This window comes from Mycobacterium sp. MYCO198283 (assembly GCF_021213805.1).
In the GTDB taxonomy this organism is placed as follows: Bacteria; Actinomycetota; Actinomycetes; order Mycobacteriales; family Mycobacteriaceae; genus Mycobacterium.
This window is the reverse complement of the sequence record NZ_JAJQJI010000003.1, coordinates 391,208-417,861: the sequence shown is the minus strand read 5'-3', so window position 1 is coordinate 417,861 and position 26,654 is coordinate 391,208. Positions and strand designations below refer to the sequence as shown.

Genomic DNA, 26,654 nt, shown 5'->3' with positions numbered 1-26,654 from the left:
CACTCGCGATCGCTGCGGCGAACGCCACCGGGCCTCACGACGTCACCGCCACCTAGACTTTCGCGGGTGAGCAGGAATCCCCTCAAAAGGCTGAGCAACGCGGTCGCACTGGCCGGTATGCGCCCGCCGTTGACGGCTCAGCTGGTGATGCACCGGCCCAACCGCCGCACCGTCGACCTGCGCGGAAAGCGCGTGCTCCTGACCGGTGCGTCGTCCGGCATCGGCGAGGCGGCCGCCCGCCAGTTCGCCTGCCGCGGCGCCACGGTGGTTGCGGTGGCCCGCCGCGCCGACCTGCTCGCGACCCTGGTGTCCGAGATCGGCGAGCAGGGCGGCGAGGCGATCGCCCGGCCCTGCGACCTCTCCGACCTCGCCGCGATCGACGAGTTGGTGGCCGATGTCGAAGAACGGCTCGGCGGTATCGACATCCTCGTCAACAACGCCGGTCGCTCGATCCGCCGGCCGCTGGCCGAATCGCTCGACCGCTGGCACGACGTCGAGCGGACGATGACGCTGAACTATTACTCGCCGCTGCGGCTGGTGCGCGGGCTGGCACCCGGGATGCTCGAGCGCCGCGACGGCCACGTCATCAACGTCGCGACGTGGGGCGTGCTGAGTGAGGCGTCGCCGCTGTTCGGGGTGTACAACGCGTCCAAGGCGGCGTTGTCGGCGGTGAGCCGTGTGATCGACACCGAATGGTCGAGCCGCGGTGTGCACTCGACCACGCTGTACTACCCGCTGGTGTCGACGCCGATGATCGCGCCGACCCGCGCCTTCGACGGGTTGCCCGCGCTGACCCCCGAGGAAGCCGGCGCGTGGATGATCGCCGCGGCACGGCGCCGGCCGGTGCGGATCGCACCCCGGATCGCGCTGGCCGCGCAGGCGCTGGACACCGTCAGCCCCGAGTCGGTGAACACCATCCTCAAGCGTCAAGACGTGGCGCCCACCCGCTGAAATCGGTGCACAGTGGGGGTGTTGGGCGGGCTTAGATTGGACGGGCTCCTACTCCCCGTGAGGTGACGCTGTGGCTTTGTCCTTGCACGACATCCAGCGCTGGGATCCCGACTCGCTGGCGACGGTCTCGTCAGCCGTGACCGAACGGGCCGCGGGCTTCCGCGACACCTCGCGACGGAGACGCGCGACGATGGCTTGGGTGGAGTGGGACGGCGACGCCGACGCACACAGGCCGGTGCAGGACCTTAAGGACTACCTGACCACCGTCTGTCGATACGCCGCCGACAACGGGATCAACGCCGCATTCGGTGCCGGGCTCAGCCCTGAACTCGCCGGTGCCGGAGCACTCCCCGGAGCTGTCCTTGGGTTCGTCGGCGGCTTCGCCCAAGGGGTGATCGAAGCTCCGCTCAAGGCCGCAGCCAAAGGCGCGTGGGGGTGGTTGACCGACCCGATCCCAGGAGCACCCGCACCATGATCAGCACCACGCGAGTCTTGCTGTTCCTGCCTCCCTATCTCGTGTGGGCGGTCGCTATCGATCTGCTGTTTCACTCCGCCGACCGATCGAACGCCACCACCGTGCCCCTGTGGATGGTGATCGGCGTCGCGGTATCGGCAGTCGGTGTGGCTGCCGCCGTGCTGTGGTTCCTGATCCGGCGCAGCAGCGGCACGATGCCCGAGAACCGGCAATACACGTACGTCGCATTGCTGGCCGGAGTCGTTGTCTCGGGATTCGTCACTGACGCGCTTGAAGGACTCGCCTCGGTCGCACTGGGTGGGCACCCCTGGTGGCTGCTTGCAGCGATCTACACCGTCGGTTATGCGATCTGCTGCGCCGTCGTGGCACTGACCCTTAGGCGGCATTCACCGGTGGAGACATGACCGCAGCAACTGCCCGGATTTGCGAAGCACGCAGGTGCAGGTCGTGCCTCGGAACCTTTCAGACGCATTTCGACATCGGTGCCGGCACATGAGCCCGACGCGCGTCCTGCCCCGACGCCTGCTGGCGACGATGCTGATCGCACCGGTGCTGGCGGCCTGCGCCGCATCGACGCCGCCCGACCTACCGGGCGCCACCGACCCGACTGCCGTGCAACAGCTGCTCACCAGCCCCGACAGCGCGTCGTTCCTGACCGGCATCAGCACCTACGCCTGGCCGGACGACGGTGCCCGGGCGGGCCAAGCGTTCGCGTGGATCGCCCGCGACGCGGCCTCGGGGGACGACGAAACCGCCACGCGAGCTGGAGAATCCGCGCACGCGCTGGCCACCTATGTCGCCGGGCACGTCGACGAGCTGACATCAGTGCGCTACGGCTTCCTCGGGCTTCTCCGAAGCTCCGTCGGCGCCGTCAACCCGGCGTTGGTGCGAGCGTGGGCCACGGCGCTGACGCCCTTTCAGCTCGCGATGGTGGGCGACGCCTCACCGGCACCCGGCTTCACCGCGCTCGATCCGTCGGATTCCTATGCCGCGCTCCGGCAGGTGTTCGGCATCGTCTTCACCGACAAGCAAGCGGGCGACGACTTCGCCCGCAGCGCCTACGACCAGGCGATGGCGCTGGTCGAGGTCGCCGCGCGCGAGGGCTGCGCGAACCCGGCGACAGCGCAGGCGCAGCGGCCGCGGCTGTGGCAGGCCGGCGCGCTGGTCGGAGCGGTCGAAGGCGGCGCCACCGAGCCCGACGCCGCGGACGTCGAGCGGCTGAACTTCACGCAAGCCGACAACCGGCTGGTGCTCACGATCGCGACGGCGTGTCTGCCCTCCGACCCGGACCCGATACCGGAAGTCCGTCGCTACGTCGTCGGCAGTCGGCTGCTGCTTCCCGACCAGATCGACCCGAACAAGCGGGTGGAGTACTTCACCTGGCTCAAGGGCTATGCGGCTGACCGGAACATCAACACCGGAGAATTTATGCAGGGCTATCAGGCCGTCGTGCCGTGACGACCCCACCGGCACCGTCCACGAATTTCCTCGATCACTATCGTGATTACCGAAACGACACGAGCGGCCAGCCGCAGCAGCCACAGCTTCGGACGCCAGCCTCACCCGGGTCCCCCGGTGCGCTGGTTGCCCGAACCCTCGCTCGCGCTCGCAGGAGCCGCCGTGAAGTTGCCGATCGTCGGCGACCGTCGTGACGAAGGTGTCCGTGAAACGCCTTCACCAGCTTCAGAACTACACACTCCTCGAGGCGTTACTCTCCGGAATGGCACAGTTTCCTCGGAACCTTTCAGACGCATTTCGACATCGGTGCCGGCACATGAGCCCGATGCGCGTCCTGCCCCGACGCCTGCTGGCGACGATGCTGATCGCACCGGTGCTGGCGGCCTGCGCCGCATCGACGCCGCCCGACCTACCGGGCGCCACCGACCCGACTGCCGTGCAACGGCTGCTCACCAGCCCCGACAGCGCGTCGTTCCTGTCCGGCATCAGCACCTACGCCTGGCCGGACGACGGTGCCCGCGCCGGCGAGAGCTTCACGTGGATTACCCGCGACGCGGCCTCGGGGGACGACGAAACCGCCACGCGGGCTGGAGAATCCGCGCACGCGCTGGCCACTTATGCCGCCGAGCACACCGACGAGCTGACGTCGGTGCGCTACGGCTTCCTCGGGCTTCTCCGCAGCTCCGTCGGCGCCGTCAACCCCGCGCTGGTTCAGGCGTGGGCCGCGGCGCTGACGCCCTATCAGCTCGCGATGGTGGGCGACACCCAACCGGCGCCCGGCTTCACCGCGCTCGATCCGTCGGATTCCTATGCCGCGCTGCGACGGGTGTTCGGCATCGTCTTCACCGACAAGCAAGCGGGCGACGACTTCGCCCGCAGCGCCTACGACCAGGCGATGGCGCTGGTCGAGGTCGCCGCGCGCGAGGGCTGCGCGAACCCGGCGACAGCGCAGGCGCAGCGGCCGCGGCTGTGGCAGGCGGGTGCGCTGGCCGGAGCGGTCGAAGGCGGCGCCGGCCAGCCCGACGTCGCCGACGTCGAGCGGCTGAACTTCGCGCAAGCCGACAACCGGCTGGTGTTCACCATCGCGACGGCGTGTGTACCGCTCGACCCGAACCCGCGACCCGAAGTCCGCCGCTACATCACCGACGGTCAGCTGCTGCCGCCGGACCAGATCGAGCCGAGCAAACAGGCCGAGTACTACACCTGGCTCAAGGGCTATGCGGTAGACCGGGACATCGACACCGGGGCGTTCTCCCAGGGCTATCGCGCCGTCGTCCCGTGATCGGGCCGGTTAGGTTAGCCATGCCATACTCAGGACCATGGCAGAGCTGGCGATCGACGTCGACGCGGTCACCAAGGCGTTCGGTGACAAGCAGGCGCTGCGCGGTGTGACGTTCTCGGCGCCGGCGGGGTCGGTGCTCGGGGTGCTCGGACCCAACGGCGCGGGAAAGACGACCACCGTCAACATCCTCTCCACGCTGATCCGCCCGTCGTCCGGCCGCGCCACCGTGGCGGGCTTCGACGTCGTCGAGCGCGCCGATGACGTGCGGCGCGCGATCGGACTGACCGGCCAGTACGCCGCCGTCGACGAGGTGCTGACCGCGCGCGAGAATCTGGTGCTGTTCGGCCGGCTGCGCGGGCTGAAACGGGCACCAGCCCGCGAGCGCGCCGACGAACTCCTGACCCGGTTCGATCTGGTCGACGCCGCCGACCGCCGCGTCTCGACGTTCTCCGGCGGCATGCGGCGACGCGTCGACATCGCGTGCGGGCTCGTCGTGCCGCCGCAGGTGCTGTTCCTCGACGAGCCGACCACCGGGCTGGATCCGCGCAGCCGTCGCGACGTGTGGTCGCTCGTCGCGTCGCTGCGGGAGCAGGGCATCACCGTGCTGCTGACCACGCAGTACCTGGAGGAGGCCGACGCGCTCGCCGATCGCATCGTGGTGATCGACGACGGCACCGTGATCGCCGATGGCACCGCCGACGAGCTGAAGCAGCGCGTGGGCGCCAGCTTCTGCGAGGTGACCCCGGCGCGTGCCGAGGAGCTGCCGCAGATCACGTCGGCACTCGAGAGCCTGGGGGCCGCAGTGCGATCGGACAGTGTGTCGGTGCCGGCGCCTGGCGGCGTCGCGACGCTCGGCGAGGTGTTCCGGCGCGTCGAGTCGCTCGGCGTCGAGATCGCCGACATCAGCCTGCGTAAGCCGTCGCTCGACGAGGTGTTCTTCGCGCTCACCGACCGCGTGCGCACGTGACGGCCCTGGCCGCGCTGACCGGGCGGTCGCTGACCGGCACGCTGCGCGACGGCGATCTGCTGTTCGCGCTCGTCGGCCCCGTCGCGTTCTTCCTGTGCTTCACCATCACGCTGCGCAACGTCATCAGTACCGGCGCCATGAGCTACCCGCAGTACATCCTGCCGGTCATCGTCGTGCAGGCCATGATCTTCTGCGCGATGACGACCGCCGACCGCGCGGCCCGCGATCACCTCAGCGGCATGGGCACGCGGCTGCGCGCCCTGCCCGTCTCGCCGCTGGCACCGGTGGCCGCGCGGATGCTCTCGGCGCTGTGCCGGGCCGTAATCGGGCTGCTCGCGGCGCTGGCCGTCGGACACGCGTTCGGGTTCCGGTTCGCCGGCGCACCCGGCGACGCGCTCGCCTTCGTCGGGATCGCGCTGCTGCTGTCGCTGGCACTGTCGCTGGGCGCCGACGCGCTGGGGTCGCTGGCGACCAGCGCCGAGGCCGCGAGCCAGGCCCTGCTGGTGCCGCAGCTGCTGCTCGTGATGCTGTCGACGGGTATCGCGCCCGCCGAAGCCTTCCCAAGCTGGCTCGGGCCGTTCGTCCGCAATCAGCCGGTGTCGCAGATCGCCCAGGCGCTGCGCGACCTGGCCGGCGGCACCGTCGCGACCGACACGCTGCTGATCAGCCTGGCGTGGTGCGTCGGCATGCTCGCGGTGTTCGGCGCGATCGCGGTGCGGGTGCAGCGGCGGCCCGCATGATCCTGCTGACGCAGTCCTGGCTGCATGCTCACCGGTTGCTGACCGGCTGGCGCCGCGAGCCCGTCGTGCTGGTGCAGTCGCTGCTGTTCCCGACGTTCCTGTTGATCGTCTACACCCTGGTGATCGGCAAGTCGCTGCAGAACCTGACCGGCGACAGCAGCAGCTACGGGCTGGCGCCGATGTGCGCGGTGGCGGGCGCGCTGTTCGGGGCGATCGGCACCGGCGCCGCGCTGCCCGTCGAACGCGAGTCGGGGCTGCTGAGCCGGCTGTGGGTGCTGCCGGTGCGCCGCTCGAGCGCGCTCCTGGGCCGGCTGGTCGCCGAGGCGGTGCGGGCGCTGGTCGGCGCGGTGCTCATCACCGCGGTGGCCGTCGCGCTGGGTCTGCGGTTCAGTCAGGGACCCGCCGCGGCGCTCGCCTTTATGCTCATCCCGGTGCTGTCGGTGATCGGCTTCGCCGCCGTCGTCGTCGCGATGGGCGTGCGGGCCGGCGGGCGGAACATCATCGTCGGGCTCTCGGCGGTGAGCTTCCTGCTGCTGTTCTTCAACTCCGGCATGGTGCCCATCGACGTGTTCCCCGGCTGGCTGCGGCCGGTGGTGCGGGCGCAGCCGATGTCGCCGGCCATCGAGGCCATGCGCGCGCTGGCCGACGGCGGGCCGACGCTGGTGCCCGTGCTGCAGACGCTGAGCTGGACCGCGGGCCTGCTGGTGGTGTTCGGCCCGCTCGCGGTGCGCGGCTATCGCCGCGCCGCCGAAGCCGGTGCATGACGCGCGCCGTGATAGACACGGACCCATGGAGATCCTGGCCAGCCGGGTGCTGATCCGACCGGCCGATTACGACCGGTCGATGGCCTTCTATCGCGACGAGCTCGGCCTGGCGATCGCCCGCGACTACGGGGCAGGCACCGTGTTCTACGCCGGGCAATCGCTCATCGAGCTGGCGGCACACGGCGAACCGAGCGCCGGCGGATCACTGTGGCTGCAGGTTCGCGACGTCTACGCCGCCGAACGTGAGCTGTCGGAACGCGGCGTGGCCATCGCGCGCGAGGCGAAGCAGGAGCCGTGGGGTCTGCACGAACTGCACGTGCTCGACCCCGACGGCGTGCGGCTGATCTTCGTGCAGGTGCCCGAGGACCACCCACTGCGCACCGACACCCGACGGCGCCAGCAGCCGTAGTCAGCCCGTCGGCGTCGCCAGCGGCCAGCCCACCGATGCGAGCCGCGAGGCGACCTGCGCGATCTCCTCGGGGTTCGGCTCCTTCTCGATGATCTGGTGGATCGCGTCGCGCACCTGGTCGCGGGTGACGGTGTCCTCGCCCGCGCTGTTGCGGAGGATGCTCTGCGCGGCCTCGACGACCTGCTCCTCGGTGAGCGAACGCTTGAGCAGCGCCAGCAGCGGGAAGTAGTCCTTCGGCGGCACACCGTGCGGATACCCGGCGTGCAGCCAGCCCAGCACGGAGTTCAGCACGCCTTCGGATTGCTGCGCTTCAGTCATCGTGTCCTCACTTCTTGGGCAGGAACGGGAACAGGTCGATACCGAAGTGATGGTCGATGGTGGCCCGGGTGATCCACAGGATGGCGACGACGATGACCATCCCGACGAGCGCGAACGTCGCGACACCGACCGCCTTGAGGAGCGGGTTCGGGGCGTCGGTGGTTCCGTCGGCCGTCGCACCGCCCGTCCCGTGCGCGAACGCGCGCAGGCCCAGAGCGAAGACGGCCGGCAGCCCCGCACCGAGCACCAACCCCACCACCAGCACCCGCAACACGTTCTCGAGCACGCTCATGACAACTCCTTCGCGGATATCGGTTAAGCGTTCAGACCGGCTCGGCCTGCTTGGCCACGCGAACCTCGGCCGGCACGACCGAGTTGTGCTGCTCGTCCCACTCGGCGTTGACGTTCTGGTGGTCGACCTTCTGCTGCTGGGCGCGCCACCACAGGTAGCCCGCCGCTGCGACGAGGATGCCGAAGATCACGACGTCCCCCACCAACACGCTGGTCGCCGATGCGACACCGCTGGCGACCCAGTAGGACAGTGCGCCGACGAGGCCGGCGGCGGGCAGCGTCGTCAACCAGGCGACCGCCATCCGGCCGGCCACGTTCCAGCGGACGCGGGCGCCGGGCTTGCCGACGCCGCTTCCCAGGATGGAGCCGGTGGCCACGTGCGTGGTGGACAGCGACATGCCCGCGGCGCTGGAGCTGAGGATGATCGCGGCGGAGCTCGCCTCGGCGGCCAAGCCCTGCGGCGACTCGATCTCCACCAGCCCCTTGCCGAGCGTGCGGATGATGCGCCAACCGCCGATATAGGTGCCGAGCGCGATGGCGATGGCGCAGCTGGCGATCACCCACACCGGCAGCCCGTCCTGCTTGACGTTGCCCGACAGGTGTCCGGTGGTGATCAGCGCGAGCGCGATGACGCCCATGGTCTTCTGCGCGTCGTTGGTGCCGTGCGACAGCGCCACCAGCGATGCCGTCGCGATCTGGCCCCAGCGGAACCCCTCCTGCTTGCGGGACTCCAGGATGTGCCGGGTCAGCCGGTACACCAGCCAGGTGCCGCACGCTGCGACGACGCCGGCGATCACCGGCGCCGCGACCGCCGGGATGAGCACGCTCTTGGTGATGCCCGCCCAGTTCACGCCGGACGTGCCGATGGCGGCCAGGCCGGCGCCGATCAGGCCGCCGAACAGGGCGTGCGACGAGCTCGACGGCAGGCCGAAGAGCCAGGTGATCAGATTCCACAGGATGCCGCCGACGAGCCCGGCGAAGATGATCGTCAGCCCGGTGTTCGCGTCGATGCCCGCGGCCAGTTGGCCCGTCTTGCTGTCCTGGATCTTCAGCACGCTGGTGGTGATGGTGGCGGCCACCTCGACCGACAGGAACGCCCCGACCAGGTTGAGAACACCGGCGAGCGTCACGGCCGTCTTCGGCTTGAGGGCGCCGGTGGCGATGGACGTGGCCATCGCGTTGCCGGTGTCGTGGAAGCCGTTCGTGAAGTCGAACGCCAGCGCCGTGACGACCAGCAGCAGGAGGATCAGGAACTCTGCGGACATGGCGCTCATTCTGGGATCGCTCCCGATAGTTTGACCAATTAGCTATCACCCACAACACCGGCTCTGAGCTGCGCATTCCTGGCGGCGCACCACTGTTCACCCAATGTTCAACTCGCCGCCATGCCCGGTACAGCGCCGCCATCGCGGACCGACTCCGCCCGTTCATCCGCGAGTAGCATTCCTGCCACCGTGAACCGCTTCCTCGCCCGCGTCGTCGCCTGGCTGCGCGCCGGATATCCCGAGGGCGTGCCGGCGCAGGACTACCTGCCGCTGCTGGCGCTGCTCTCACGGCGGCTCAGCGACGACGAAGTGCGGACCGTCGCGGCCGGACTGGTGCACCTCGACCACTACGACGACGTAGACATCGCCGTCCGCATCACCGAGATCACCGACGAGCTGCCGTCGCCGGCGGACATCGACCGGGTGCGCGAGAAGCTCGGCGCCGGCGGCTGGCCTTTCGACGACCCGCGCCGCGGCGAGGGCGACGCGTGAGCGTGCTCGAGGTGTTGCCCGTCGAACCCGATGCGGCGGGCCTGGTAGCCGCCGTCGCCGACGTGCTGGACGGACGAATCCGGGTGCTGCCGGTGCCCGCCGACGACCACCGCCGCGCCGCCGACCTGGCCACCGCGCTGCGGGCGGGCGAGCCGGTCGATCCGCGGGTGGCCGTGGTGATCCCCACGTCGGGCACCACCGGAACGCCCAAGGGCGCGATGCTGACGGTCGACGCGCTGATTGCCAGTGCGACCGCGACGCATGACCGGCTCGGCGGCCCGGGCCGCTGGCTGCTCGCGCTGCCCGGCCACCACATCGCCGGGTGGCAGGTGGTGGTGCGCAGCGTCGTCGCCGGTACCGAACCGGTGGTGATGGCCGTCGACCGCGGCTTCGACGTCGCGGCGCTGCCCGACGCGGTCGCCGCGCTGGGCACGGGCCGGCGCTACGCCTCGCTGGTGGCCAACCAGCTCGCCAAGGCGCTCGGACATCCGCCGGCGGCCCGGGCGCTCGCGGCGCTCGACGCGGTGCTGCTGGGCGGCGGCCCGCTGCCGACGCCGCTGGCTGAAGCCGCTGTCGCGCAAGGCATTCCGGTGGTCCGAACCTACGGGATGAGCGAGACGGCGGGCGGATGCGTCTACGACGGCCTCCCGCTCGACGGGGTGCGGATGCGAATCGACGACGGTCGCGTGGTGCTCGGCGGCGCCACCGTCGCGCTCGGCTACCGCAACCCGCCGGCCGACGACCCCTTCGCCGAGCCGGGGTGGTTCCGCACCGACGACGCCGGCAGCATCGACGCGGCCGGTGTGCTGACCGTGCACGGCCGGATCGACGAGGCCGTCTGCACAGGCGGGCTGACGGTGCTGCCGCAGGTCGTCGAGGCCGCACTGGCCGACCATCCGGCGGTGGCCGAGTGCGCGGTGTTCGGGCTGCCCGACGAGCGACTTGGCGAGCGGGTCGCGGTGGCGGTGGTGCCCCGCGGCGAACCGCCGACGCTGGACGCGTTGCGCGACCACGTCAGCGTCACCCTGGACCGCACCGCCGCGCCTCGGGCTCTGTATCTGGTCGACGCGCTGCCCCGCAAGAGCATCGGAAAGGTGGACCGGCGGGCCCTGCGGGACCGCTTCACCCCGGCCTGGTCCCCGCGCCGCGGACTCCTCTAGCATCGCTGCAAACCCCGGTTCTACAGAGTCGTCAATTTGTCCCGGCGGAGGGTGGTGACGGTATGGCTGCCAACGAGCCCAACGTCGTCGGGCAGACGGATCGGACCACGTCGCGCTTTTCCCTCGAAGGCTGGCCGCTGCGCTGGAAGGTCGCGGCGACGCTCGTCGTGCCGGTGCTGCTGGCGGCCACCTTCGGCGCGCTGCGCATCCAGCACGACCTGTCGGCGGCGTCGCGGCTCAGCGTCGCAGCCGGTGACATCGGGGTCGTGGCGCCGGCGGTCGAGTTCGTCGACCGCCTCGACGACCTCGCGGTCGCCGCCGCCGCGGGAGCCCCGGTGCAAGAGCCCCTCAACCGGTTCGATGCCGCCGCGGCGGACTTGGCGGCGGCGACCAGGGCCGCGGAGTTCGACGCGACCGTCACCACCGAACTGGCCACCGCCGCCTCCACGGCGAAGGCGCTGCGCGACGAGATCGCCGCCGGGCCGGTGCCGCAGCCCCGCATCGCCGACCAGACGGACAACGCGGCGGTCGACGTGGCGTCGGCGATCAGCACCATCACCGCGTCCGTCGACGACGACGAGGTCGGCCCGCTCGCGGACCGGCTCGTGAACAGCCTGGCGGCGCAGCGGGCGCTGACCACCCAGCAGGTGCTCGTCGCGGCGCCCGAGTTCGGCACCTCGGTCGAGCTGCGGACGACCGCCGCCGACGCCGCCGGCGCGGAGGCCGCCGCCATCGACCGGCTCGCCCAGCTGATGGCCCCCGGGGAGGGCGAGGCGCTGCGCGGCCCGTCGGACGCCCGGCGCGCGGCCTACGCCCGTCCCGATCAACCCGTGCCGGTCATCGCGGCCACGATGGGCGCCAGCGCCGACCAGTATTCGGCCATGGCGGCGCAGCTCGCGACCGGCCTCGACGACCGGGTGCACGCGCGGGCCAACGCGCTGCGCTCCTCGGCGCTGCGCGACACCGCGATCATCCTGGGCGCGGTGCTGGCGGCCCTGGTCTTCGCGCTCGCGGTCGGCCGGTCCCTCATCCGCTCGATCGGCCGGCTGCGCCACGGCGCGACGCAGGTGGCGCAGGTGCAGCTGCCCAACGAGATCGAACGGCTGAGCAGGGGCGGTGGCCTGCCGGAGCTCACCGCGCTGCCGGTGCACACCTCCGAAGAAGTGGGGCAGCTGGCGCGGGCCATCGACGACATCCACTACCAGGCGGTCCGGCTGGCCGGCGAGTACGGCGTCCGGCTGCAGATCGGCGAGATGTTCGAGACGCTGTCGCGCCGCAGCCGGTCACTGGTCGAGGAGCAGCTGGCGCTGATCGAGACCCTGGAACGCGACGAGGACGATCCCGCCCGCCTCGACCACCTGTTCCGGCTCGACCACCTCGCGACCCGCATGCGGCGCAACGGCGACAACCTGCTCGTGCTCGCCGACACCGTCGATCGCCACCGCCGCTCGGCGCCGGTGCCGCTGGCGGAGGTGCTGCGGGCCGCGATGAGCGAGGTCGAGGAATACCGACGCGTCACCATCGGACCGGTGCTCGACGGCGCCGTCATCGGGGCGGCGGCCGGCGACATCGGCCACCTCGTCGCCGAGCTGCTCGACAACGCGCTGCGCTACTCACCGCCGGACACGCCGGTGTCGGTGACGGTCGCGCGCGCCGTCGACGCCGGCATCCTCGTCGAGGTCGCCGACCGCGGGCTCGGCATGCCCGACGACGAGATCGCCGCGGCGAACGACCGGCTGGCGCTCGGCGGCGAGGTGACGTCGGAGACCGCCAAGCGGATGGGCCTGTTCGTCGTCGGCCGCCTCGCCCGGCGCCACCACGCGACGGTGCGGCTGCGCACCACGGCGCCGATGACCGACCGGCCCGGCGTCACCGCGAGCGTCCACCTGCCGGGCGCGCTGCTCGCACCGGCTGCGGCCGACACCGGGACCGGACTGCGTCCCGTCGCCGCCGCTGCGCCGCGGACCCCCGACCGGCCGGCCCTGCCGACCCGCAGCGCCGCAGCGGGTTCGCCCGCGCCGGCGGTCGCGACGTCCGGCCTGCCCAAGCGGTCGCCGGGCGCCAGCGGCGTCACCGCCGTCACGACCGCCGCCGGGAACGGCGAACGCCTGGCGCCCGAGCCGCCACCGGCGCCGCCCGTCGAGCCCTGGCCGAGCATCCCGAGCGACGGTGCGCCGATCTTCGAGCGCATGACGTCGGAGTTCGCCGTCACCGCCGCGCCCGAACCGCAGCGCGCGCGGCAGACGCCGTCCGGGCTGCCGATCCGCGAGCGCGGCGCACACCTGATCCCCGATCAGACCGGGCCCGACGCCGCCGCCGACGGCCGCAACGACCCCGCTGCCATCCGAGACCTGCTGAGCCGACAGCTGGCCGGAGTCCGCCGCGGCCGCGCCGAAAGCGATGCCGCGCAACGAGAAACGGAAGGGGACCGATGAACCCCGACACGTCGCCCAACGGCTGGGGCGGCGCCGCGCCGGCAGCCAACCGGACCCTCGACTGGTTCGTCACGAACTTCGTCCGGGACGTCCCCGGCGCCTCCCACGCCGTCCTGGTGTCGGCCGACGGCCTGCTCATGGCGTCCAACGCACACCTGCCCGCCGACCGCGCCGAGCAGCTGGCGGCCGTGACGTCGGGCCTGGCGAGCCTGTCCAGCGGCGCCGCCCGGCTGTTCGACGCGGGCAACGTGCGGCAGTCGATCGTGGAGATGGACGGCGCGTTCCTGCTGGTGATGGGCGTCGGCGACGGCTCCTACCTCGCGGTGCTGGCGTCGACGACGTGCGACATCGGCCAGGTCGGCTACGAGATGGCGCTGCTGGTGGACCGGGTGGGCAAGACCGTCGAGGCCACGCCGCGCCACACCCGCGCCGCTCGATGACCCTGCTCATGAATCCCCACGAACCGTTCCGGCCGCCGAGCCGCGCCCGCCCGTACACGCTGACGGCGGGCCGTACCGCACCGCGCATCGAGCTGCCCCTTGAGGCCACGGTCGAAGCGCTGGTACCCGACGGCGACAGCACGTGGTCGCCCGGCGACGTCCGCACCGCGATCGTGCGGCTGTGCGGGGCGCGGCCCTCGATCGCCGAGATCTCGTCCCATGCGCAGCTGCCCATCGGGGTTACCCGCGTGCTGGTCGCCGACCTGGTGGAGAGCGGCCACCTGCGCGTCCACGCGACGCTCACCGACCGCTCGACCGTCGCCGAACGGCGGCACCTGATCGAGAGGACGCTCAGTGGGCTCCGCGCACTCTGATGGCGCCGGGGTGTCGTCGACGAACTTCGTGAGGCGCTCGCCGTGACCTCCTACGCCCTGAACCTGCCGCCGTCGAACGCATGACCTTGAGAGGTACCGCATGAATCATTCCGTCCACCACTTCGGCATGGGCCTGTGGCTGCTGTTCCTGGCCTACATCGTCTCGGTGAGCGGCTCGGTGGTGGGGCTGGCGTGCACCCGCTGCGGCGCCGCGACGCACGGCCGCGACCGGCTGCGGTGGCTCGCGATGGCCGCCATCGCGATCGGCGGCGTCGGCATCTGGCTCATGCACTTCATCGCGATGCTGGGCTTCGCGGTGCCCGACAGCGCCGTGCGGTACGACCTGACCTGGACCGTCGCGTCCGCGGTGCTGGCGATCTCGGCCGTGTTCGTCGGGCTCGTCGTCATCGGCCGCAAAGTGCGGATCCCGCGGCTGATCGCCGGCGGGCTCATCACCGGGCTGGCCGTCGCCGGCATGCACTACACCGGCATGTGGGCGCTGCGGATCCAGGGCGAAGTGACCTACGACCGCACGCTCGTCGCGCTGTCTGTCGTCGTCGCGGTGGTCGCCGCCACCGCGGCGCTGTGGTTCACCCTGGTGCTCGAGTCGCCGGTGATGCGCTTCGTCGCCGGCCTCGTGATGGGCGTGGCCGTCGTCGGCATGCACTACACCGGGATGGCCGCGGTCCGCGTCACCGTCGACCCGAGCGCGCCGATCCCCGGCGGACCCGAGGTGTTCTCCTTCCTCTTCCCGGTGTTCGTGATCGGCCTGCTCGCCCTCGCCATCCCCATCACGGCCGTCATGATGCGCTCCGACCGCGTGGGCGGCCCCAACCCGACCGTTCCGCGCGACGTCTCACCGGCCGGACCCGCGCGGTAGCGCTCACGCCGAGAACACCCTTCTCTGCGCGGATCTGGACAGATTTCGGCAAGAACGGTGTTCTCGGCGGGAGTCGGCCGGGCCTCTAGGCTGGCGGTCGTGAGCATCGGCCGCCGGGAGACAGTGGGCGTCGCGGCCGCTGTCGCGCTGGTGGTCGCCGCATTCGTGGTGCCCCACCTCGACCTCGGCATCGTCGAGCCGCTGCGCGACGCCACCGACGCGCAGATCGCGGCCGTCGCCGACACCGCCCCGGTCTTCGGCTGGTGGGAGGCCCACGTCGGCCCCGGCACGCCGGTCGCGGTGATCATCGGGGTTGCGGCGGTGCTGTGGGGCCCGTCGCTGGCCCGCCGGATGCGCTGGCGGACACTGCTGTTCGCGACGTGGGCGGCCGCGGCGGCGTGGGCGTTCGCGCTGGCGATGATCGACGGCTGGCAGCGCGGGTTCGCCGGCCGGCTCATCGCCACCCACGAATACCTGCTCGAGGTGCCGGGCGTCACCGACATCCCGCACATGCTCCGCACCTTCGCCGATCGCATCCTCGACTATCAGCCCGACTCGTGGATCACCCACGTGTCGGGGCATCCGCCCGCAGCGCTGCTCACGTTCGTCTGGCTGGACCGGCTCGGGCTGTCGGGCGGCGCGTGGGCCGGCGCGCTGTGCCTGCTCGTCGGCTCGAGCGCGGCCGTGGCGATCGTCGTCGCGGTGCGCGTGCTGTCCGGTGACGAGCTGGCGCGCGCGGCGGCGCCCTTCGTCGCGATCGCTCCGACCGCGATATGGGTCGCGGTGTCCGCCGACGGCTACTTCGCCGGCGTGGGCGCCTGGGGCATCACGCTGCTGGCGCTGGCCACGCGCCGGGCGGTGCGGTGGCCCGTCGCGGCGGCCGTCGCCGCCGGCCTGCTCCTGGGCTGGGGCATCTTCTGCAACTACGGCTTGGGCCTGCTGGCGGTGCCCGCGCTCGCGGTGTTGGCCACCGCGCCCGACCGCCGCGCCGCCGTCCGCGCGGTGGCTGCCGCGGTGCCCGCCGCCGGGCTGGTGGTGGCGGTCTTCCGAGCCACCGGCTTCTGGTGGTTCGACGGCTACCACCTGGTGCAGGAGCGCTACTGGCAGGGCATCGCGAAAGCACGCCCGTTCCAGTACTGGAGTTGGGCCAACCTCGCGTCGGTGGTGTGCGCGATCGGCCTGGGCAGCGTCGCCGGGCTGAGCCGGGTGCTCGACGTGGCGGCGCTGCGGGCGCGCAGCGGGCTGCACCTCGTGCTCGCCGGCTTCGTGTTGGCGATCCTGTTCGCCGACCTCAGCATGCTGAGCAAGGCCGAGACCGAGCGCATCTGGCTGCCGTTCACGGTGTGGTTGACCGCGGCGCCCGCGCTGCTGCCGGCCCGCTCACACCGGTGGTGGCTGGCGCTCAACGTCGTCGGCGCGCTGCTGCTCAACAGCCTGATCTTCACCAACTGGTAGCCGGCGCGACACCGCCACCGCGGCGACGACGCCACCCCACACCGCAGCCAGCGCCCACCCGAGGCCGGCGGGGTAATCCCGGTCCAGCACCGTGGGATTGGTGGGCCGGGCGCCGGGCCGGTCGAACACCGGCACCGCGAGCAGCACCAGGACGACGGTGCACAGCGCCCCGACGCCGACGGGCGCCCACCACCCGCGCGGCAGGATCCGCCGCCCCGCCCATCCGAGCGCCGACCACAGCGGCGCGAGCAGCGCGTCATGGACCAACAGCCCGGCGAGCGCCCACACCGCGACGGTCCCCAAGACCGCCGGCGGATGGTCGACGAGCAACGCGGCGCCGTACCCGCCGAGCGCCAGCCCGGCCACCAGCAGCACCGCCCGCACCGCGGTCACGGCACGACCTCGATGCGGCTGAGCCACTTCGTCTGCAGCACACCGGGTCTCGACGGTGCGATCAGCCGGCAGGGATACCCGTGGTCGAGGTCGAGCTCCCTGCCGCCCAGCCGCAGCGCGATCAGCGTGTCGGCGTCGCGGGCGTGCCGAGCCGGCAGCACGGTGCGCGAATACGGGCCCGGCGGCTCCAGCGAGACCATCCGCACGTCGGCATCGCCGCTGCCGCCGACCGTCGCCAGCAGGTCGGCCAGCACCACGCCGGTCCACTCGGCGCTCACACTCCAGCCCTCGACGCAGGCGATGGGCAGCGTCCGGGTGGCCTGCGGCATCGCCTGCAGCTGCGCCAACGAGAAGGTCTGCGTCACAACACCGTTCGTCACGGTCAGCCGGTAGTCGGCCGCTCGTGCGCTGCCCAGCACGCGCGCCTCGGCGGCGCTGCGGTTCACCGGCACGCCCTGCGGTCCGTCGCCGGAGCGCGGCGCGAGCACCGACACCGGCCGCAGCCACGGCACCGCCTGGCCGGCCGTCGCCACGGTGGCCGCCCCGACCGCGACCCAGGTGCCGCGCAGGATCGCCCGCCGCGAGACCTGCGGCGCCGGAACGTTTCCCGGGGCGCCGTCGACCGGTTCGCCCAGCGCCTGGCGGATCACCGGCAACTTGACCGCGACGTGCACGACGACCGCGCCGACCGCCAGCCACGCCACCGCGTAGTGGACCGGCGGGAAGTAGAAGCCGAAGACGTACCACTGCGCGATGTTCAGCAGGCCCGTCGAGAGCTGAAAGAGCACCGACGCCACCAGCACGGCGATCGACGCGCGTTCCAGTGCCCGCACCGGCGACCCGATCACCGGCCGCTCGAACAGCTTCGGCCACACCGACCACAGCTTCACCAGCAGCAGCGGCACCGCCGCGATCCCCGACGCCACGTGCAGCCCCTGAGTGAACCGGTACAGCCACACCGGCCGCGTCGGCCAGCCGAACCACGGCTGCGGATGCTGGATGAGGTGGCTCAGCACGCCGGTGACGAAGCACACCGTCACCGCCGCGCCGAAGGCCACGCCGACGCGAGCCGTGAGCGGCGTGCGGGAGCCGGCCCGCGACGGGCGCGTCACCCGACCGCCAGGCTCGCCACCACCCGTCGGCCGACGGGGTGCAGCCCCACCAGCGTCATCCCGACCTCTTCGGCCAGCGCGGCGGCGCAGTCCACCCCCACGGACGCCCACCGAAACCACGGCCCCACCGTGCGGCGCGACTCCAGCCGCACCCATCCGGCCTGGATGCCGACCACCCCGGACTCGAACTCGGCGAGGCATCGCCCGCCGCTTCCCAGCAGCTCGGCCGCACGGGCGAGGATGCGGCGCGGCTCGCCGCCGATGCCGACGTTCCCGTCGGCCAGCAGCACCGTCTGCCAGCGGCCGGTGCCGGGCAACGGTGAGAACAGGTCACGGTGCAGCGCCGGGGCGCCGCTGCGGTGCGCCAGCCGCACCGCGGTCGCCGACTGGTCGACGCCCAGCGCCGGCACCCCCCGCGCGATGAGCCGCGCCACCAGCCGACCGGGTCCGCACGCCAGATCAAGCGTCGGGCCCTCGCACATGTCGACGAGCGCGGCGTCGAACGCCTCATCTGAGTTGCGGCCACCGAGCCAGTCGCGCACCGGCAGCAGGCGGCGATGACCGTCGTCGCGGCGGACCCAACATCGCTCGCCGTCGAGCGCGCGGTCGTACAGGTTTCCGAGCATCACACCTCCACGGCGTCGGTCGCGCGGGCGAACCAGCTGCCGGGCCGGCACGCCCGCCGCACCGCCGGGAGGTCGTCGATGGTGTCCAGGTCGCGCAGCTGCTCCACCAGCACCGGCTCGATCCCGCGCCCGGCGAGCGCCTCCCGCGTCAGCCGCCCGGTGTCGGCGCGCGACATCGGCACGTCGCGCACCACCTCGGCGTCGGCGCCGTGCTGCACGCCGAGCACCCACCAGCCGCCGTCGTCGGCCATGCCGAGCACCGCGGGCGCGTCGAGCAGCACCCGCGCGCAGCCGTCGAGCAATTCGGCGGTGACCTGCGGGGTGTCCATGCCGATCTGCAGGATCGGCGCGTCGCCGACCGCCGCGGCCGTGTCGAGGTGGGCGTTGGCCAACCGGTCGGCGAAGCCGTCGCCGCGCTGCGGCAGCACCGTGAACGCCGCCAGCTCGCGGCGGATGTCGGCGGCCCGGCAGGCGGCGGCCAGCTCGCCGGTCATGGCGACGACGCGGTGGGCGAACGGCGCCGCGGCCACCGCCGCCAGGGAGTCCAGCAGCGCGGCGGCGGCCAGGTCGGCGGCCCGCACATCGCCGACGGCGGCCGCCAGCCGCGTCTTCGCGAGCCCCGGCACGGGGGCCTTCGCCACCACCAGCGCCGTCACCGGCAACTTCACGAGATCCGCCGCCAGAAGTCGAGCGCCGCGGTGGCACTTCCGCGCAGCGAACCGCTCACCTTGGATCGTCCCCCCGTCCGCGGCCCGTAACCGACGTCGCGTTCCACGACCCGCCAGTTCGCCGCGGCCGCCCGCACCAGCAGTTCTACCGGATACCCGGAGCGGCGGTCCTGCACACCGAGCGCCAGCAACGCGTCGCGGCGGCACACCCGCATCGGTGCGATGTCGTGCACCGGCAACCCGTGGCGCGTCCGCAACCGCCACGCGACGGCCGCGGTGCCCAGCCGGGCGTGCCACGGCCAGCGCAGCTCCGGTCGCTTCCGTCGCCGGCCGGTCACCAGGTCGGCGCCGCGGTCGAGCTCGGCGACCAGCGCGGGCAGCTCGCGGGGATCGAGCGACCCGTCGCCGTCGAGCACCGCGACGATCGGCGTCGCCGCGGCGACGATCCCGGCGTGCACCGCCGCGCCGTAGCCCGGCTGTGTCTCGGTGACGACGCGGGCGCCGTGCGCGCGGGCCACCTCGGCGGTGCCGTCGGTGCTGTTGTTGTCGACCACCAGCGCGGTGTAGCCGGCGGGGAGGGCGGCGAGCACTCCGGGCAGCGATGCCGCTTCGTTCAGGCACGGCAGTACGACCGTCACGGCATCCTGCGGCATGGCCGCCAGATTAGTTATCCCGATCACACCGAACCGAACGGGCCGCAGTGACGAATAGGTGACGTGAGCCTCTTACGACGCCCTGCGCCTGCCGTGTCGAAGCCCGTCACCGGGCGCGTCCTGATCGCCGACGACGACACCGTCGTCAGCGACGTGGTGCGCCGCTACCTCGAACGCGAGGGGCTGAGCGTCACAGTCGCCGACGATGGCCACCAGGCCCTGCAGGTGCTCTCCAGCGAGCCGATCGACGTCGCGGTGCTCGACGTGATGATGCCCGGCCCCGACGGGCTGACGCTGTGCCGCAGCCTGCGCCACGGCAGCGACTACTCGATCCCGGTGATCCTGCTGACCGCGCTCGGCGAGGAGGACGACCGGATCGCGGGCCTGGAGGCGGGCGCCGACGACTACGTCACGAAGCCGTTCAGCCCGCGCGAGCTCGCGCTGCGGGTGCGGTCGGTGTTGCGGCGGGCGCCGTCGTCGCGCACGCTGCCGCTGGAGATCCGCACCGGCAACCTGGTGGTGTCGACGGGCTCGCGGTCGGTCAGCGTCGACGGCCATCCGGTGTCCCTGACGAATCGGGAATTCGACCTGCTGCTGTTCTTCCTCACCCACCCCGACACGGTCTTCACCCGCGAGGAGCTGCTGTCGAAGGTGTGGCGCTGGGACTTCGGCGACCTGTCGACGGTGACGGTGCACGTCAAGCGGCTGCGAGCCAAGCTCGGCGACCACCATCGGCTGCAGACCGTGTGGGGCCGCGGCTACCTGTGGACCGGCGTGCGCGAGGAGCAACTGATCCACGATGCCGCCGGCTGACCGGCGCCGGTCGCTCACCGCGGCCGTGGTGGCGCTGGTCCTCGTCCCGGCGGTCGCGACGCTGGCCGCGGGCGCGGTGTTGCACCTGCAGACCTTCGGTGAGACGGTCGTCGTCTCGCTGGTCGTGTCGGCGCTGACGCTCCCGGCCGCGGTGGTGCTCGGCCGGTCCCAGGACCGCCGCACGCAGCGTGAGCAGCAGGTCCGCGACGCCGAGCGGGCGGCCGAGCAATCGCGGCGCCAGCTCGTGGCGTTCGTCAGCCACGACCTGCGCAGCCCGCTGGCCGGCATCCGGGCGGTGTCGGAGGCGATCGCCGACGGGCTGGTCGCCGACGGCGAGGTGGTGGGTCACGCCCGTCACATCGAGCAGGAGTCGATCCGGCTGGCGGGCATGGTCGACGACCTGTTCGAGATGAGCAAGATCAACGCCGGCGCCGTCGCGCCGACCTTCGACCCGGTGGCGCTCGACGAGGTGGCCGACGACGTGGTGGCCGCCCACCGCATCGCCGCCGAACGGTCGGGCGTCGACCTGCGCACGACGCTGCCGGAAGCGCCGGTGCGGGTGCTGGGCAACGCCCGCGCGCTGGTGCGGGTGCTGTCGAACCTGGTCAACAACGCGATCGCCCACACCCCGGCGGGCGGGCGGGTGCAGCTGGCGATCGGCGCCGACGAGCGCGGCGCCTGGGCGCGGGTGGACGACACCGGCGTCGGGATCGACGAGGCCGACCTGCCGCGGCTGTTCGACGTGGCCTACCGCGGCAGCAACGGCCGGGTGCCGCGTACCGACGCGTCGCTGCCCAGCGGCTCGGGTCTGGGGCTGGCGATCGCGGCGGGATTGGTGCAGGCGCATCGGGGAACACTGTCGGCGCACAACCTGGGCACCGGTGCGCGGTTCGAGGTTCGGCTGCCGCTGGCGGGAGAATGACGGGCCTGACGGGCGCTACCATCGGTGACGCCCATAGTAAGGACAGCTAATGACTTCGCCACCGAAGACCACCGTCGCCGACCCGGAATCCCCGAGCGCGCTCATCAGTCCCCAGCGCCGCAACCTGGTCTTCCTCGCGGTGGTGCTCGGCATGCTGCTCGCCGCGCTCGACCAGACCATCGTCGCCACCGCACTGCCCAGCGTCGTCGCCGACCTCGGCGGCGCCGGCCACCAGTCGTGGGTGGTCACCAGCTACCTACTCGCCTCGACCATCGTCACCGCGATCGTCGGCAAGCTCGGCGACCTGTTCGGCCGCAAGCGGGTCTTCCAGGCCGCGATCGTCTTCTTCTTCCTCGGCTCGGTGCTGTGCGGCATCTCCGACTCGATGGCGGCGCTCGTCGGGTCGCGCGCGCTGCAGGGCATCGGCGGCGGCGCCATCATGGTCACCGCGACCGCCGTCATCGGCGAGGTGATCCCGCTGCGCGACCGCGGCCGCTACCAGGGCGCGCTCGGCGCCGTCTTCGGGGTCACCACCGTCATCGGCCCGCTGCTCGGCGGCTTCTTCGTCGACCACCTCAGCTGGCGGTGGGCGTTCTGGATCAACGTGCCGGTCGCCGTCGTCGTCTTCATCGTCGCCGCCGTGGCGATCCCCGCCCTCGGGCGCACCGGCCGACCCGCCATCGACTACCTCGGCATCCTGTTCGTCGGCCTCGGCGCCGGCGGCCTCACGCTCGCCACCAGCTGGGGCGGCAGTGAATATCCGTGGGGCTCGCCGACCATCATCGGCCTGTTCGTCGGGTCGGCGATCGCGCTTGTGGTGTTCGTCTGGGTGGAAGCCCGCGCCGCCGAGCCGATCCTGCCGACGCGGCTGTTCAGAAACCCCGTCTTCGCGGTCAGCTGCGCGCTGAGCTTCGTCGTCGGGTTCGCGATGCTCGGCGCGCTGACATTCCTGCCGACCTTCATGCAGTTCGTCGACGGCGTCTCGGCCACCGAGTCCGGGCTGCGCACCCTGCCCATGGTCGCTGGACTGCTGACGACGTCGATGACCAGCGGCATCATCGTCAGCCGCACCGGCCGCTACAAGATCTTCCCCATCGTCGGCACCGCGATCATGAGCGTCGCGTTCTTCCTGATGTCCACCATGGACGCCGGGATGCCGGTGTGGCGGCAGTCGCTCTACCTGTTCATCCTCGGCACCGGCATCGGCCTGTGCATGCAGGTGCTGGTGCTGATCGTCCAGAACACCTCAGCGTTCGCCGACCTCGGCGTCGCCACCTCGGGCGTGACGTTCTTCCGCACCATCGGCAGCTCGTTCGGCGCGGCGATCTTCGGCTCGCTGTTCGCGAACTTCCTCGCCGACCGCATCGGCCCGGCGCTCATCGCCGCTCAGGCGCCGCCGGTGGCCGCGCAGTCACCCGACGCGCTGCACCAGCTGCCCGCCGCCCAGGCCGCACCCATCATCGGGGCCTACGCCGACTCGCTGGGCCTGGTGTTCTTCTACGCCGTGCCCGTCGCCGTCGTCGGGTTCGTGCTGGCCCTGCTGCTCAAGGAGGTGCCGCTGCGCGACGCCGAGCCCGCGAACGTGCTGGACCTCGGCGAAGGCTTTGCCATGCCCAGCAACGAGCGGCCCGAGAAGATGCTAGAGATGGCGATCGGCCGGATGCTGCGCGGTGCGCCGGGCGTGCGGCTGCGGTCGCTGATCGGCCGGCCCGGATGCGAGCTCGACGTCGCGGGACTGTGGGGCGTGCTGCAGATCTACCGCTACGCCCAGGCCATCGGCACCGCACGGCTGTCCGACATCGCCGAACGGCTGCGGATACCCGTCGAGGTGCTGGAGCCGACGTTTTGCCGGCTCGTCGACGACGGCTACGCGCTGCGCACCGGCGACCAGCTGTGGCTGACCGGAGCCGGCGCGCGGCAGGTCGAATTCCTGTCGAGCCAGATCGTCAGCTGGATCGTCGAGAAGCTCAGCGCGTCACCGGCGTTCGACGGCCGGCCCGACCGCGTGCAGGTCGAGGCGGCCCTGGAACGCATCGCGCACCGGGTGCTGATGCAGCGCGACTGGTCCGACGACCGCGAGCCGGAGCTGGCCTCGGCGCCTGCCTCGTAGCCCCCCACCCGCGCGAACGTTGATTACCCGCCGTATCGCCACGGCGTGTCGCGACGGGTAATCCACGTTCGCGCGGAAGGTCAGGCGCGCAGCGGGGCGGTCGCGAACTCGCGCAAGCCCTGTGCGGGCATGATGCGGGCGACGAACCCGAGCGTCTCGCGGGCCCGCGCCGGATCGGCCACGATGTGGCGCACGTCGCCGCTGCGATACGCGCCGGTGACCTGCGGGGTGAAGTCCCCGTGCGCCTCGCACAGCCGCCGCGCCACGTCGGCGATCGACACCGGTTGTCCCGAGCACACATTCGCCGCCAGGAAGCCGTCCGGCCGCGCGTCGATCGCCGCCAGGTTGGCCGCCGCGACATCGTCGACGTGCACGAAGTCGCGCATCTGCCCGCCGTCCTCGAACACCTTGGGCGGCTCGCCCCGCTCCAGCGCCGACCGGAAGATCGCCGCCACCCCGGAGTACGGGGTGTCGCGCGGCATGCCCGGCCCGTAGACGTTGTGGTAGCGCAGCGCGACCACCGACGAGCCGGGCACCGCGTCGGCCCACGCCAGCGCGTAGTGCTCCTGCGCGGTCTTGCTCGCGGCGTACAGGCTGCGCGGCCGCAGCGGCGCGTTCTCGTCGACCAGCGCCCAGTCGAGCTCCTCGCCCCCGACCGGACAGCGGTGCTCGAACACGCCGGCGTCGAGGTCCGCCCGCCGCCGCGGCAGCGGGTCCACCTCGCCGTGCGCCGGGCAGCGGAACCGGCCCTGCCCGTAGACCACCATCGACGACGCCAGCACCAGCCGCCGCACGCCCGCGGCGTACATGGCCGCCAGCAGCACCGTCGTCGCGTAGTCGTTGTGGCTGCCGTAGGCCGGCGCATCGGCGGCGTCGACCCCGGCGCCGACCATCGCCGCCTGGTGGCAGACCACGTCGACGCCGGCCAGCAGCGGTGCCAGCGCCTCGGCGTCGCGGACGTCGGCACGCACCACCCCGGCCGGCAGCTGCGCGGCGGGACCGTGCGCGGCGGGCAGCAGCACGTCGACGCCGACGACCTCGTGCCCCGCGTCGCGCAGCAGCGCGGCGATCCGGCCGCCGATGAACCCGGCCGCGCCGGTGAGCAGCACCCTCACGGCAGCTCGAACGGCAACGTCACCCCGGCGTGCGGCGAGCAGTGGTCACAGCTGCGCTCGTCGGCGACGCGATCGATGGCCTGCTGCACCCGCTGCTTGAAGCCCGGCAGGTTCCGCTCGAATTCGGCGAAGACGTCGACCGCCCGCACCCCCGCGCCCGTCTCGATGCCCGCATCGAGGTCGGTGACCAACGCGATCGCGGCGTAACAGATCTCCAGTTCGCGGGCGAGCACCGCCTCCGGATAGCCGGTCATGTTGACCAGCGTGAAGCCCTGTCGCGCGAACCACTGGCTCTCGGCGCGGGTGGAGAACCGCGGACCCTCGACGACCACCATCGTGCCGCCGTCGACCACGTCGGGCAGCGCGCACACCGCGGCGCGCAGCTGCGGACAGTAGGGGTCGGCGAAGCTGACGTGGATGCCGCCGGAATCGAAATACGTTGCGGCGCGGCCGGATGTGCGGTCCACGAGCTGGTCGGGCACCACGGTCGCACCCGGCCCCAGCTCCGGCGTGAGGCTGCCCACCGCGCACGGCCCGAAGATCCGCCGCACGCCCAGCGACCGCAGCGCCCACATGTTCGCGCGGTAGGGCACCGTGTGCGGCGAGAACTCGTGGCGCACGCCGTGGCGCGGCAAGAAGGCGACCTCGTGACGGCCGACGCTGCCGACCGTGATCGACGCGCTCGGCGCCCCGTAGGGGGTGTCGACGTCGACGCTGCGCGCGTCGGGGCCGAAGAACGAGTAGAACCCGCTACCGCCGATGACTCCGAGCATCACGCCATTGTGGGTCATGCGACGATGACGCCCGTGGCAAGCCTGGCGCAATGGGTCGAGGGGGCACGGCCCCGGACACTGCCCAACGCCGTCGCCCCGGTCATCGCGGGCACCGGCGCGGCGGCGTGGCTCGAGGCGGTCGTGTGGTGGAAGGCGCTGCTGGCGCTGGTCGTCTCGGTCGCCCTGATCGTCGGGGTGAACTACGCCAACGACTACTCCGACGGCATCCGCGGCACCGACGAGGTCCGCAGCGGGCCCGTGCGGCTGGTCGGCCAGCGCCTCGCCGCACCGCGCGCCGTGCTCACCGCGGCCGTCGTCGCCCTCGCGGTCGCGGCCGCCGCCGGCGTCGTGCTGGCACTCGCGAGCCGGCCGTGGCTACTGGCGATCGGCGCGGCCTGCATCGCCGGCGCCTGGCTCTACACCGGCGGCTCCCGCCCCTACGGCTATGCCGGCTTCGGCGAGATCGCGGTGTTCGTGTTCTTCGGGCTCGTCGCGGTGCTCGGCACGCAATACGTGCAGGCGCTGCGCGTCGACGGCGTGGGCCTGCTGCTGGCGGCCGGTGCGGGCGCGCTGTCGTCGGCCGTCCTGGTGGCCAACAACCTGCGCGACATCCCCACCGACGCGCAGACCGGCAAGCGGACGCTCGCGGTCCGGATGGGCGACGCGAAAACCCGCACCTTCCACCAATCGCTGTTCATCGACACCGCGGTCATCACGGTCGCGCTCGCGGTGGTGGCGACGCCGTGGTGCCTGGTCGGATTCGGCGCGACCCCGCTGGCGCTGCGGGCGGTGCGGCCGGTGCGATCGGGGGCCGCCGGGGCCGCGCTGATCCCGGTGCTCCGCGACAGCGGCCTGACGCTCCTGGTGTGGGCGACGGCGGTCGCGGTGGCGCTGGCCGCGGTCCGTTACTGAGTCGACGTCCCGGTCCAGTATTCGACGAACCGCCCGTCGGCGAACCGCAGGATGTCGTTGCCGGTGAACGCCATCGGGCCCTCCGGCGTGCGGCCACTGCCCTCCCACCGGGCGGCGAGCAGATCGCCGTCGACGATCGGGCCGACGACGACGGTGAACGTCAGGTCCGCGAGCATTCGATGCGTCTCGGCGACGACGTCGGCCAGCTCGTCCGGGCCGCGCACGTCGCGCTGCGGCCAATGCCCGACGAAGTCGTCGGACACCAGCTCGCGGGCCACCGGAGCGCCCGCCCACAACTCGTCGATCCAGCGTCGGTACAGGTCAGCAGCATCGGTCATGAGTCGATCTTGCCCCCGTCGCTTCGCTCGCCCGGTCCCGATCCCCCGTCGCTCCGCTCGCCC

31 protein-coding genes are annotated in these 26,654 nt (G+C 72.3%); 20 read left to right on the top strand and 11 right to left on the bottom strand.

The window, feature by feature from the left end; all coding sequences use genetic code 11:
• Positions 1-66: 66 nt before the first annotated feature.
• From LV457_RS08715 to LV457_RS08675, 9 genes are all read left to right on the top strand, one after another.
• A complete protein-coding gene (locus LV457_RS08715) occupies positions 67-951 on the top strand; it encodes an SDR family oxidoreductase (RefSeq protein ID WP_232170365.1) in 885 nt (294 codons plus the stop codon).
• A 70-nt stretch (positions 952-1,021) separates the two neighbouring features.
• Entirely contained in the window at positions 1,022-1,426 is a 405-nt protein-coding gene (locus LV457_RS08710) for a hypothetical protein (protein ID WP_232170364.1), read from the top strand.
• Complete coding sequence (locus LV457_RS08705; RefSeq protein WP_232170363.1) at positions 1,423-1,830, top strand: hypothetical protein; 408 nt, start codon at positions 1,423-1,425, stop codon at positions 1,828-1,830. Before LV457_RS08710 ends, LV457_RS08705 begins: the two co-directional genes overlap by 4 nt.
• Before the next feature lie 88 nt (positions 1,831-1,918).
• Positions 1,919-2,884 (top strand): hypothetical protein, encoded by a 966-nt coding sequence (locus tag LV457_RS08700; RefSeq protein WP_232170362.1) that lies wholly within the window; start codon positions 1,919-1,921, stop codon positions 2,882-2,884.
• Between the two features lie 316 nt (positions 2,885-3,200).
• Positions 3,201-4,166 (top strand): hypothetical protein, encoded by a 966-nt coding sequence (locus LV457_RS08695; RefSeq protein WP_232170361.1) that lies wholly within the window; start codon positions 3,201-3,203, stop codon positions 4,164-4,166.
• 37 nt (positions 4,167-4,203) lie between these two features.
• Positions 4,204-5,133 carry an ATP-binding cassette domain-containing protein gene (locus tag LV457_RS08690; protein WP_232170360.1) on the top strand — a complete coding sequence of 310 codons (930 nt, stop codon included), beginning with the start codon at positions 4,204-4,206 and terminating at the stop codon, positions 5,131-5,133.
• Positions 5,130-5,873, top strand: coding sequence for an ABC transporter permease (locus LV457_RS08685; RefSeq protein WP_232170359.1), 744 nt, complete (start codon positions 5,130-5,132; stop codon positions 5,871-5,873). Before LV457_RS08690 ends, LV457_RS08685 begins: the two co-directional genes overlap by 4 nt.
• Positions 5,870-6,637, top strand: coding sequence for an ABC transporter permease (locus tag LV457_RS08680; protein ID WP_232170358.1), 768 nt, complete (start codon positions 5,870-5,872; stop codon positions 6,635-6,637). The genes LV457_RS08685 and LV457_RS08680 overlap by 4 nt, the downstream gene beginning before the upstream one ends.
• A 25-nt stretch (positions 6,638-6,662) precedes the next feature.
• Positions 6,663-7,046, top strand: coding sequence for a VOC family protein (locus LV457_RS08675; RefSeq protein WP_232170357.1), 384 nt, complete (start codon positions 6,663-6,665; stop codon positions 7,044-7,046).
• Here the strand turns inward: LV457_RS08675 and LV457_RS08670 are convergent, their stop codons facing one another.
• Genes LV457_RS08670 through LV457_RS08660 form a run of 3 tightly spaced genes read right to left on the bottom strand, consistent with a single transcriptional unit; the run spans position 7,047 to position 8,920 of the window.
• Complete coding sequence (locus tag LV457_RS08670; protein ID WP_232170356.1) at positions 7,047-7,364, bottom strand: DUF3349 domain-containing protein; 318 nt, start codon at positions 7,362-7,364, stop codon at positions 7,047-7,049.
• Between the two features lie 7 nt (positions 7,365-7,371).
• The gene (locus LV457_RS08665) at positions 7,372-7,656 is read right to left on the bottom strand and encodes a hypothetical protein (RefSeq protein WP_232170355.1); all 285 of its coding nucleotides are present in this window, start codon (positions 7,654-7,656) and stop codon (positions 7,372-7,374) included.
• Positions 7,657-7,687: 31 nt separating this feature from the next.
• Positions 7,688-8,920 (bottom strand): inorganic phosphate transporter, encoded by a 1,233-nt coding sequence (locus LV457_RS08660; protein WP_232170354.1) that lies wholly within the window; start codon positions 8,918-8,920, stop codon positions 7,688-7,690.
• Positions 8,921-9,109: 189 nt separating this feature from the next.
• Between LV457_RS08660 and LV457_RS08655 the strand changes: the two genes are divergently transcribed.
• From LV457_RS08655 to LV457_RS08625, 7 genes are all read left to right on the top strand, one after another.
• Complete coding sequence (locus LV457_RS08655; RefSeq protein WP_232170353.1) at positions 9,110-9,412, top strand: DUF3349 domain-containing protein; 303 nt, start codon at positions 9,110-9,112, stop codon at positions 9,410-9,412.
• Between the two features lie 2 nt (positions 9,413-9,414).
• Positions 9,415-10,572, top strand: coding sequence for an o-succinylbenzoate--CoA ligase (menE, locus tag LV457_RS08650; protein ID WP_308192180.1), 1,158 nt, complete (start codon positions 9,415-9,417; stop codon positions 10,570-10,572).
• 62 nt (positions 10,573-10,634) lie between these two features.
• On the top strand, positions 10,635-13,007 hold the full coding sequence (locus LV457_RS08645; protein WP_232170352.1) for a HAMP domain-containing sensor histidine kinase: 2,373 nt from the start codon (positions 10,635-10,637) through the stop codon (positions 13,005-13,007).
• A complete protein-coding gene (locus LV457_RS08640) occupies positions 13,004-13,447 on the top strand; it encodes a roadblock/LC7 domain-containing protein (RefSeq protein ID WP_232170351.1) in 444 nt (147 codons plus the stop codon). The genes LV457_RS08645 and LV457_RS08640 overlap by 4 nt, the downstream gene beginning before the upstream one ends.
• Positions 13,448-13,455: 8 nt before the next feature.
• Positions 13,456-13,821: a DUF742 domain-containing protein gene (locus tag LV457_RS08635; RefSeq protein WP_232170350.1), complete on the top strand. Its 366-nt coding sequence runs from the start codon at positions 13,456-13,458 to the stop codon at positions 13,819-13,821.
• A gap of 100 nt (positions 13,822-13,921) precedes the next feature.
• The gene (locus tag LV457_RS08630; RefSeq protein ID WP_232170349.1) at positions 13,922-14,701 is read left to right on the top strand and encodes an MHYT domain-containing protein; all 780 of its coding nucleotides are present in this window, start codon (positions 13,922-13,924) and stop codon (positions 14,699-14,701) included.
• Positions 14,702-14,800: 99 nt separating this feature from the next.
• A complete protein-coding gene (locus LV457_RS08625) occupies positions 14,801-16,156 on the top strand; it encodes a hypothetical protein (RefSeq protein WP_232170348.1) in 1,356 nt (451 codons plus the stop codon).
• Here LV457_RS08625 and LV457_RS08620 read toward each other — a convergent pair.
• Genes LV457_RS08620 through LV457_RS08600 form a run of 5 tightly spaced genes read right to left on the bottom strand, consistent with a single transcriptional unit; the run spans position 16,082 to position 19,608 of the window.
• The gene (locus LV457_RS08620) at positions 16,082-16,549 is read right to left on the bottom strand and encodes a hypothetical protein (RefSeq protein ID WP_232170347.1); all 468 of its coding nucleotides are present in this window, start codon (positions 16,547-16,549) and stop codon (positions 16,082-16,084) included. The genes LV457_RS08625 and LV457_RS08620 overlap by 75 nt on opposite strands.
• Positions 16,546-17,661 (bottom strand): molybdopterin-dependent oxidoreductase, encoded by a 1,116-nt coding sequence (locus tag LV457_RS08615; protein ID WP_232170346.1) that lies wholly within the window; start codon positions 17,659-17,661, stop codon positions 16,546-16,548. The genes LV457_RS08620 and LV457_RS08615 overlap by 4 nt, the downstream gene beginning before the upstream one ends.
• On the bottom strand, positions 17,658-18,287 hold the full coding sequence (locus LV457_RS08610) for a class I SAM-dependent methyltransferase (protein WP_232170345.1): 630 nt from the start codon (positions 18,285-18,287) through the stop codon (positions 17,658-17,660). Before LV457_RS08610 ends, LV457_RS08615 begins: the two co-directional genes overlap by 4 nt.
• Positions 18,287-18,949, bottom strand: a complete 663-nt coding sequence (locus tag LV457_RS08605; protein WP_232170462.1) for a DUF2064 domain-containing protein — start codon at positions 18,947-18,949, stop codon at positions 18,287-18,289. Before LV457_RS08605 ends, LV457_RS08610 begins: the two co-directional genes overlap by 1 nt.
• A 2-nt stretch (positions 18,950-18,951) precedes the next feature.
• Positions 18,952-19,608 (bottom strand): glycosyltransferase family 2 protein, encoded by a 657-nt coding sequence (locus LV457_RS08600; RefSeq protein WP_232170344.1) that lies wholly within the window; start codon positions 19,606-19,608, stop codon positions 18,952-18,954.
• A gap of 93 nt (positions 19,609-19,701) precedes the next feature.
• On the opposite strand from LV457_RS08600, the gene LV457_RS08595 reads away from it, so the two are divergent.
• Genes LV457_RS08595 through LV457_RS08585 form a run of 3 tightly spaced genes read left to right on the top strand, consistent with a single transcriptional unit; the run spans position 19,702 to position 23,453 of the window.
• A complete protein-coding gene (locus LV457_RS08595) occupies positions 19,702-20,421 on the top strand; it encodes a response regulator transcription factor (RefSeq protein ID WP_232170343.1) in 720 nt (239 codons plus the stop codon).
• Positions 20,408-21,343 carry a cell wall metabolism sensor histidine kinase WalK gene (locus LV457_RS08590; RefSeq protein WP_232170342.1) on the top strand — a complete coding sequence of 312 codons (936 nt, stop codon included), beginning with the start codon at positions 20,408-20,410 and terminating at the stop codon, positions 21,341-21,343. Before LV457_RS08595 ends, LV457_RS08590 begins: the two co-directional genes overlap by 14 nt.
• A gap of 49 nt (positions 21,344-21,392) precedes the next feature.
• A complete protein-coding gene (locus LV457_RS08585) occupies positions 21,393-23,453 on the top strand; it encodes an MDR family MFS transporter (protein WP_232170341.1) in 2,061 nt (686 codons plus the stop codon).
• A gap of 80 nt (positions 23,454-23,533) precedes the next feature.
• Here the strand turns inward: LV457_RS08585 and LV457_RS08580 are convergent, their stop codons facing one another.
• Together LV457_RS08580 and LV457_RS08575 are read right to left on the bottom strand one after the other, a co-directional pair.
• Positions 23,534-24,568, bottom strand: coding sequence for an NAD(P)-dependent oxidoreductase (locus LV457_RS08580; RefSeq protein WP_232170340.1), 1,035 nt, complete (start codon positions 24,566-24,568; stop codon positions 23,534-23,536).
• Entirely contained in the window at positions 24,565-25,344 is a 780-nt protein-coding gene (locus LV457_RS08575; protein ID WP_232170461.1) for an S-methyl-5'-thioadenosine phosphorylase, read from the bottom strand. The genes LV457_RS08580 and LV457_RS08575 overlap by 4 nt, the downstream gene beginning before the upstream one ends.
• Positions 25,345-25,374: 30 nt before the next feature.
• Here LV457_RS08575 and LV457_RS08570 point away from each other — a divergent pair, with 30 nt between their 5' ends.
• Positions 25,375-26,253 carry a 1,4-dihydroxy-2-naphthoate polyprenyltransferase gene (locus LV457_RS08570; protein WP_232170339.1) on the top strand — a complete coding sequence of 293 codons (879 nt, stop codon included), beginning with the start codon at positions 25,375-25,377 and terminating at the stop codon, positions 26,251-26,253.
• Here LV457_RS08570 and LV457_RS08565 read toward each other — a convergent pair.
• Positions 26,247-26,591, bottom strand: a complete 345-nt coding sequence (locus tag LV457_RS08565; protein ID WP_232170338.1) for an ester cyclase — start codon at positions 26,589-26,591, stop codon at positions 26,247-26,249. The genes LV457_RS08570 and LV457_RS08565 overlap by 7 nt on opposite strands.
• Positions 26,592-26,654 lie beyond the last annotated feature (63 nt).

Coding starts and splice junctions, on each gene's coding strand:
- LV457_RS08705 (WP_232170363.1), top strand. CDS start 1,423: ATGATCAGCACCACGCGAGTCTTGCTGTTCCTGCCTCCCTATCTCGTG.
- LV457_RS08565 (WP_232170338.1), bottom strand. CDS start 26,591: ATGACCGATGCTGCTGACCTGTACCGACGCTGGATCGACGAGTTGTGG.
- LV457_RS08660 (WP_232170354.1), bottom strand. CDS start 8,920: ATGTCCGCAGAGTTCCTGATCCTCCTGCTGCTGGTCGTCACGGCGCTG.
- LV457_RS08700 (WP_232170362.1), top strand. CDS start 1,919: ATGAGCCCGACGCGCGTCCTGCCCCGACGCCTGCTGGCGACGATGCTG.
- LV457_RS08645 (WP_232170352.1), top strand. CDS start 10,635: ATGGCTGCCAACGAGCCCAACGTCGTCGGGCAGACGGATCGGACCACG.
- LV457_RS08665 (WP_232170355.1), bottom strand. CDS start 7,656: ATGAGCGTGCTCGAGAACGTGTTGCGGGTGCTGGTGGTGGGGTTGGTG.
- LV457_RS08680 (WP_232170358.1), top strand. CDS start 5,870: ATGATCCTGCTGACGCAGTCCTGGCTGCATGCTCACCGGTTGCTGACC.
- LV457_RS08690 (WP_232170360.1), top strand. CDS start 4,204: ATGGCAGAGCTGGCGATCGACGTCGACGCGGTCACCAAGGCGTTCGGT.
- LV457_RS08635 (WP_232170350.1), top strand. CDS start 13,456: ATGAATCCCCACGAACCGTTCCGGCCGCCGAGCCGCGCCCGCCCGTAC.
- LV457_RS08630 (WP_232170349.1), top strand. CDS start 13,922: ATGAATCATTCCGTCCACCACTTCGGCATGGGCCTGTGGCTGCTGTTC.
- LV457_RS08695 (WP_232170361.1), top strand. CDS start 3,201: ATGAGCCCGATGCGCGTCCTGCCCCGACGCCTGCTGGCGACGATGCTG.
- LV457_RS08585 (WP_232170341.1), top strand. CDS start 21,393: ATGACTTCGCCACCGAAGACCACCGTCGCCGACCCGGAATCCCCGAGC.
- LV457_RS08670 (WP_232170356.1), bottom strand. CDS start 7,364: ATGACTGAAGCGCAGCAATCCGAAGGCGTGCTGAACTCCGTGCTGGGC.
- LV457_RS08675 (WP_232170357.1), top strand. CDS start 6,663: ATGGAGATCCTGGCCAGCCGGGTGCTGATCCGACCGGCCGATTACGAC.
- LV457_RS08640 (WP_232170351.1), top strand. CDS start 13,004: ATGAACCCCGACACGTCGCCCAACGGCTGGGGCGGCGCCGCGCCGGCA.
- LV457_RS08600 (WP_232170344.1), bottom strand. CDS start 19,608: ATGCCGCAGGATGCCGTGACGGTCGTACTGCCGTGCCTGAACGAAGCG.
- LV457_RS08610 (WP_232170345.1), bottom strand. CDS start 18,287: ATGCTCGGAAACCTGTACGACCGCGCGCTCGACGGCGAGCGATGTTGG.
- LV457_RS08590 (WP_232170342.1), top strand. CDS start 20,408: ATGCCGCCGGCTGACCGGCGCCGGTCGCTCACCGCGGCCGTGGTGGCG.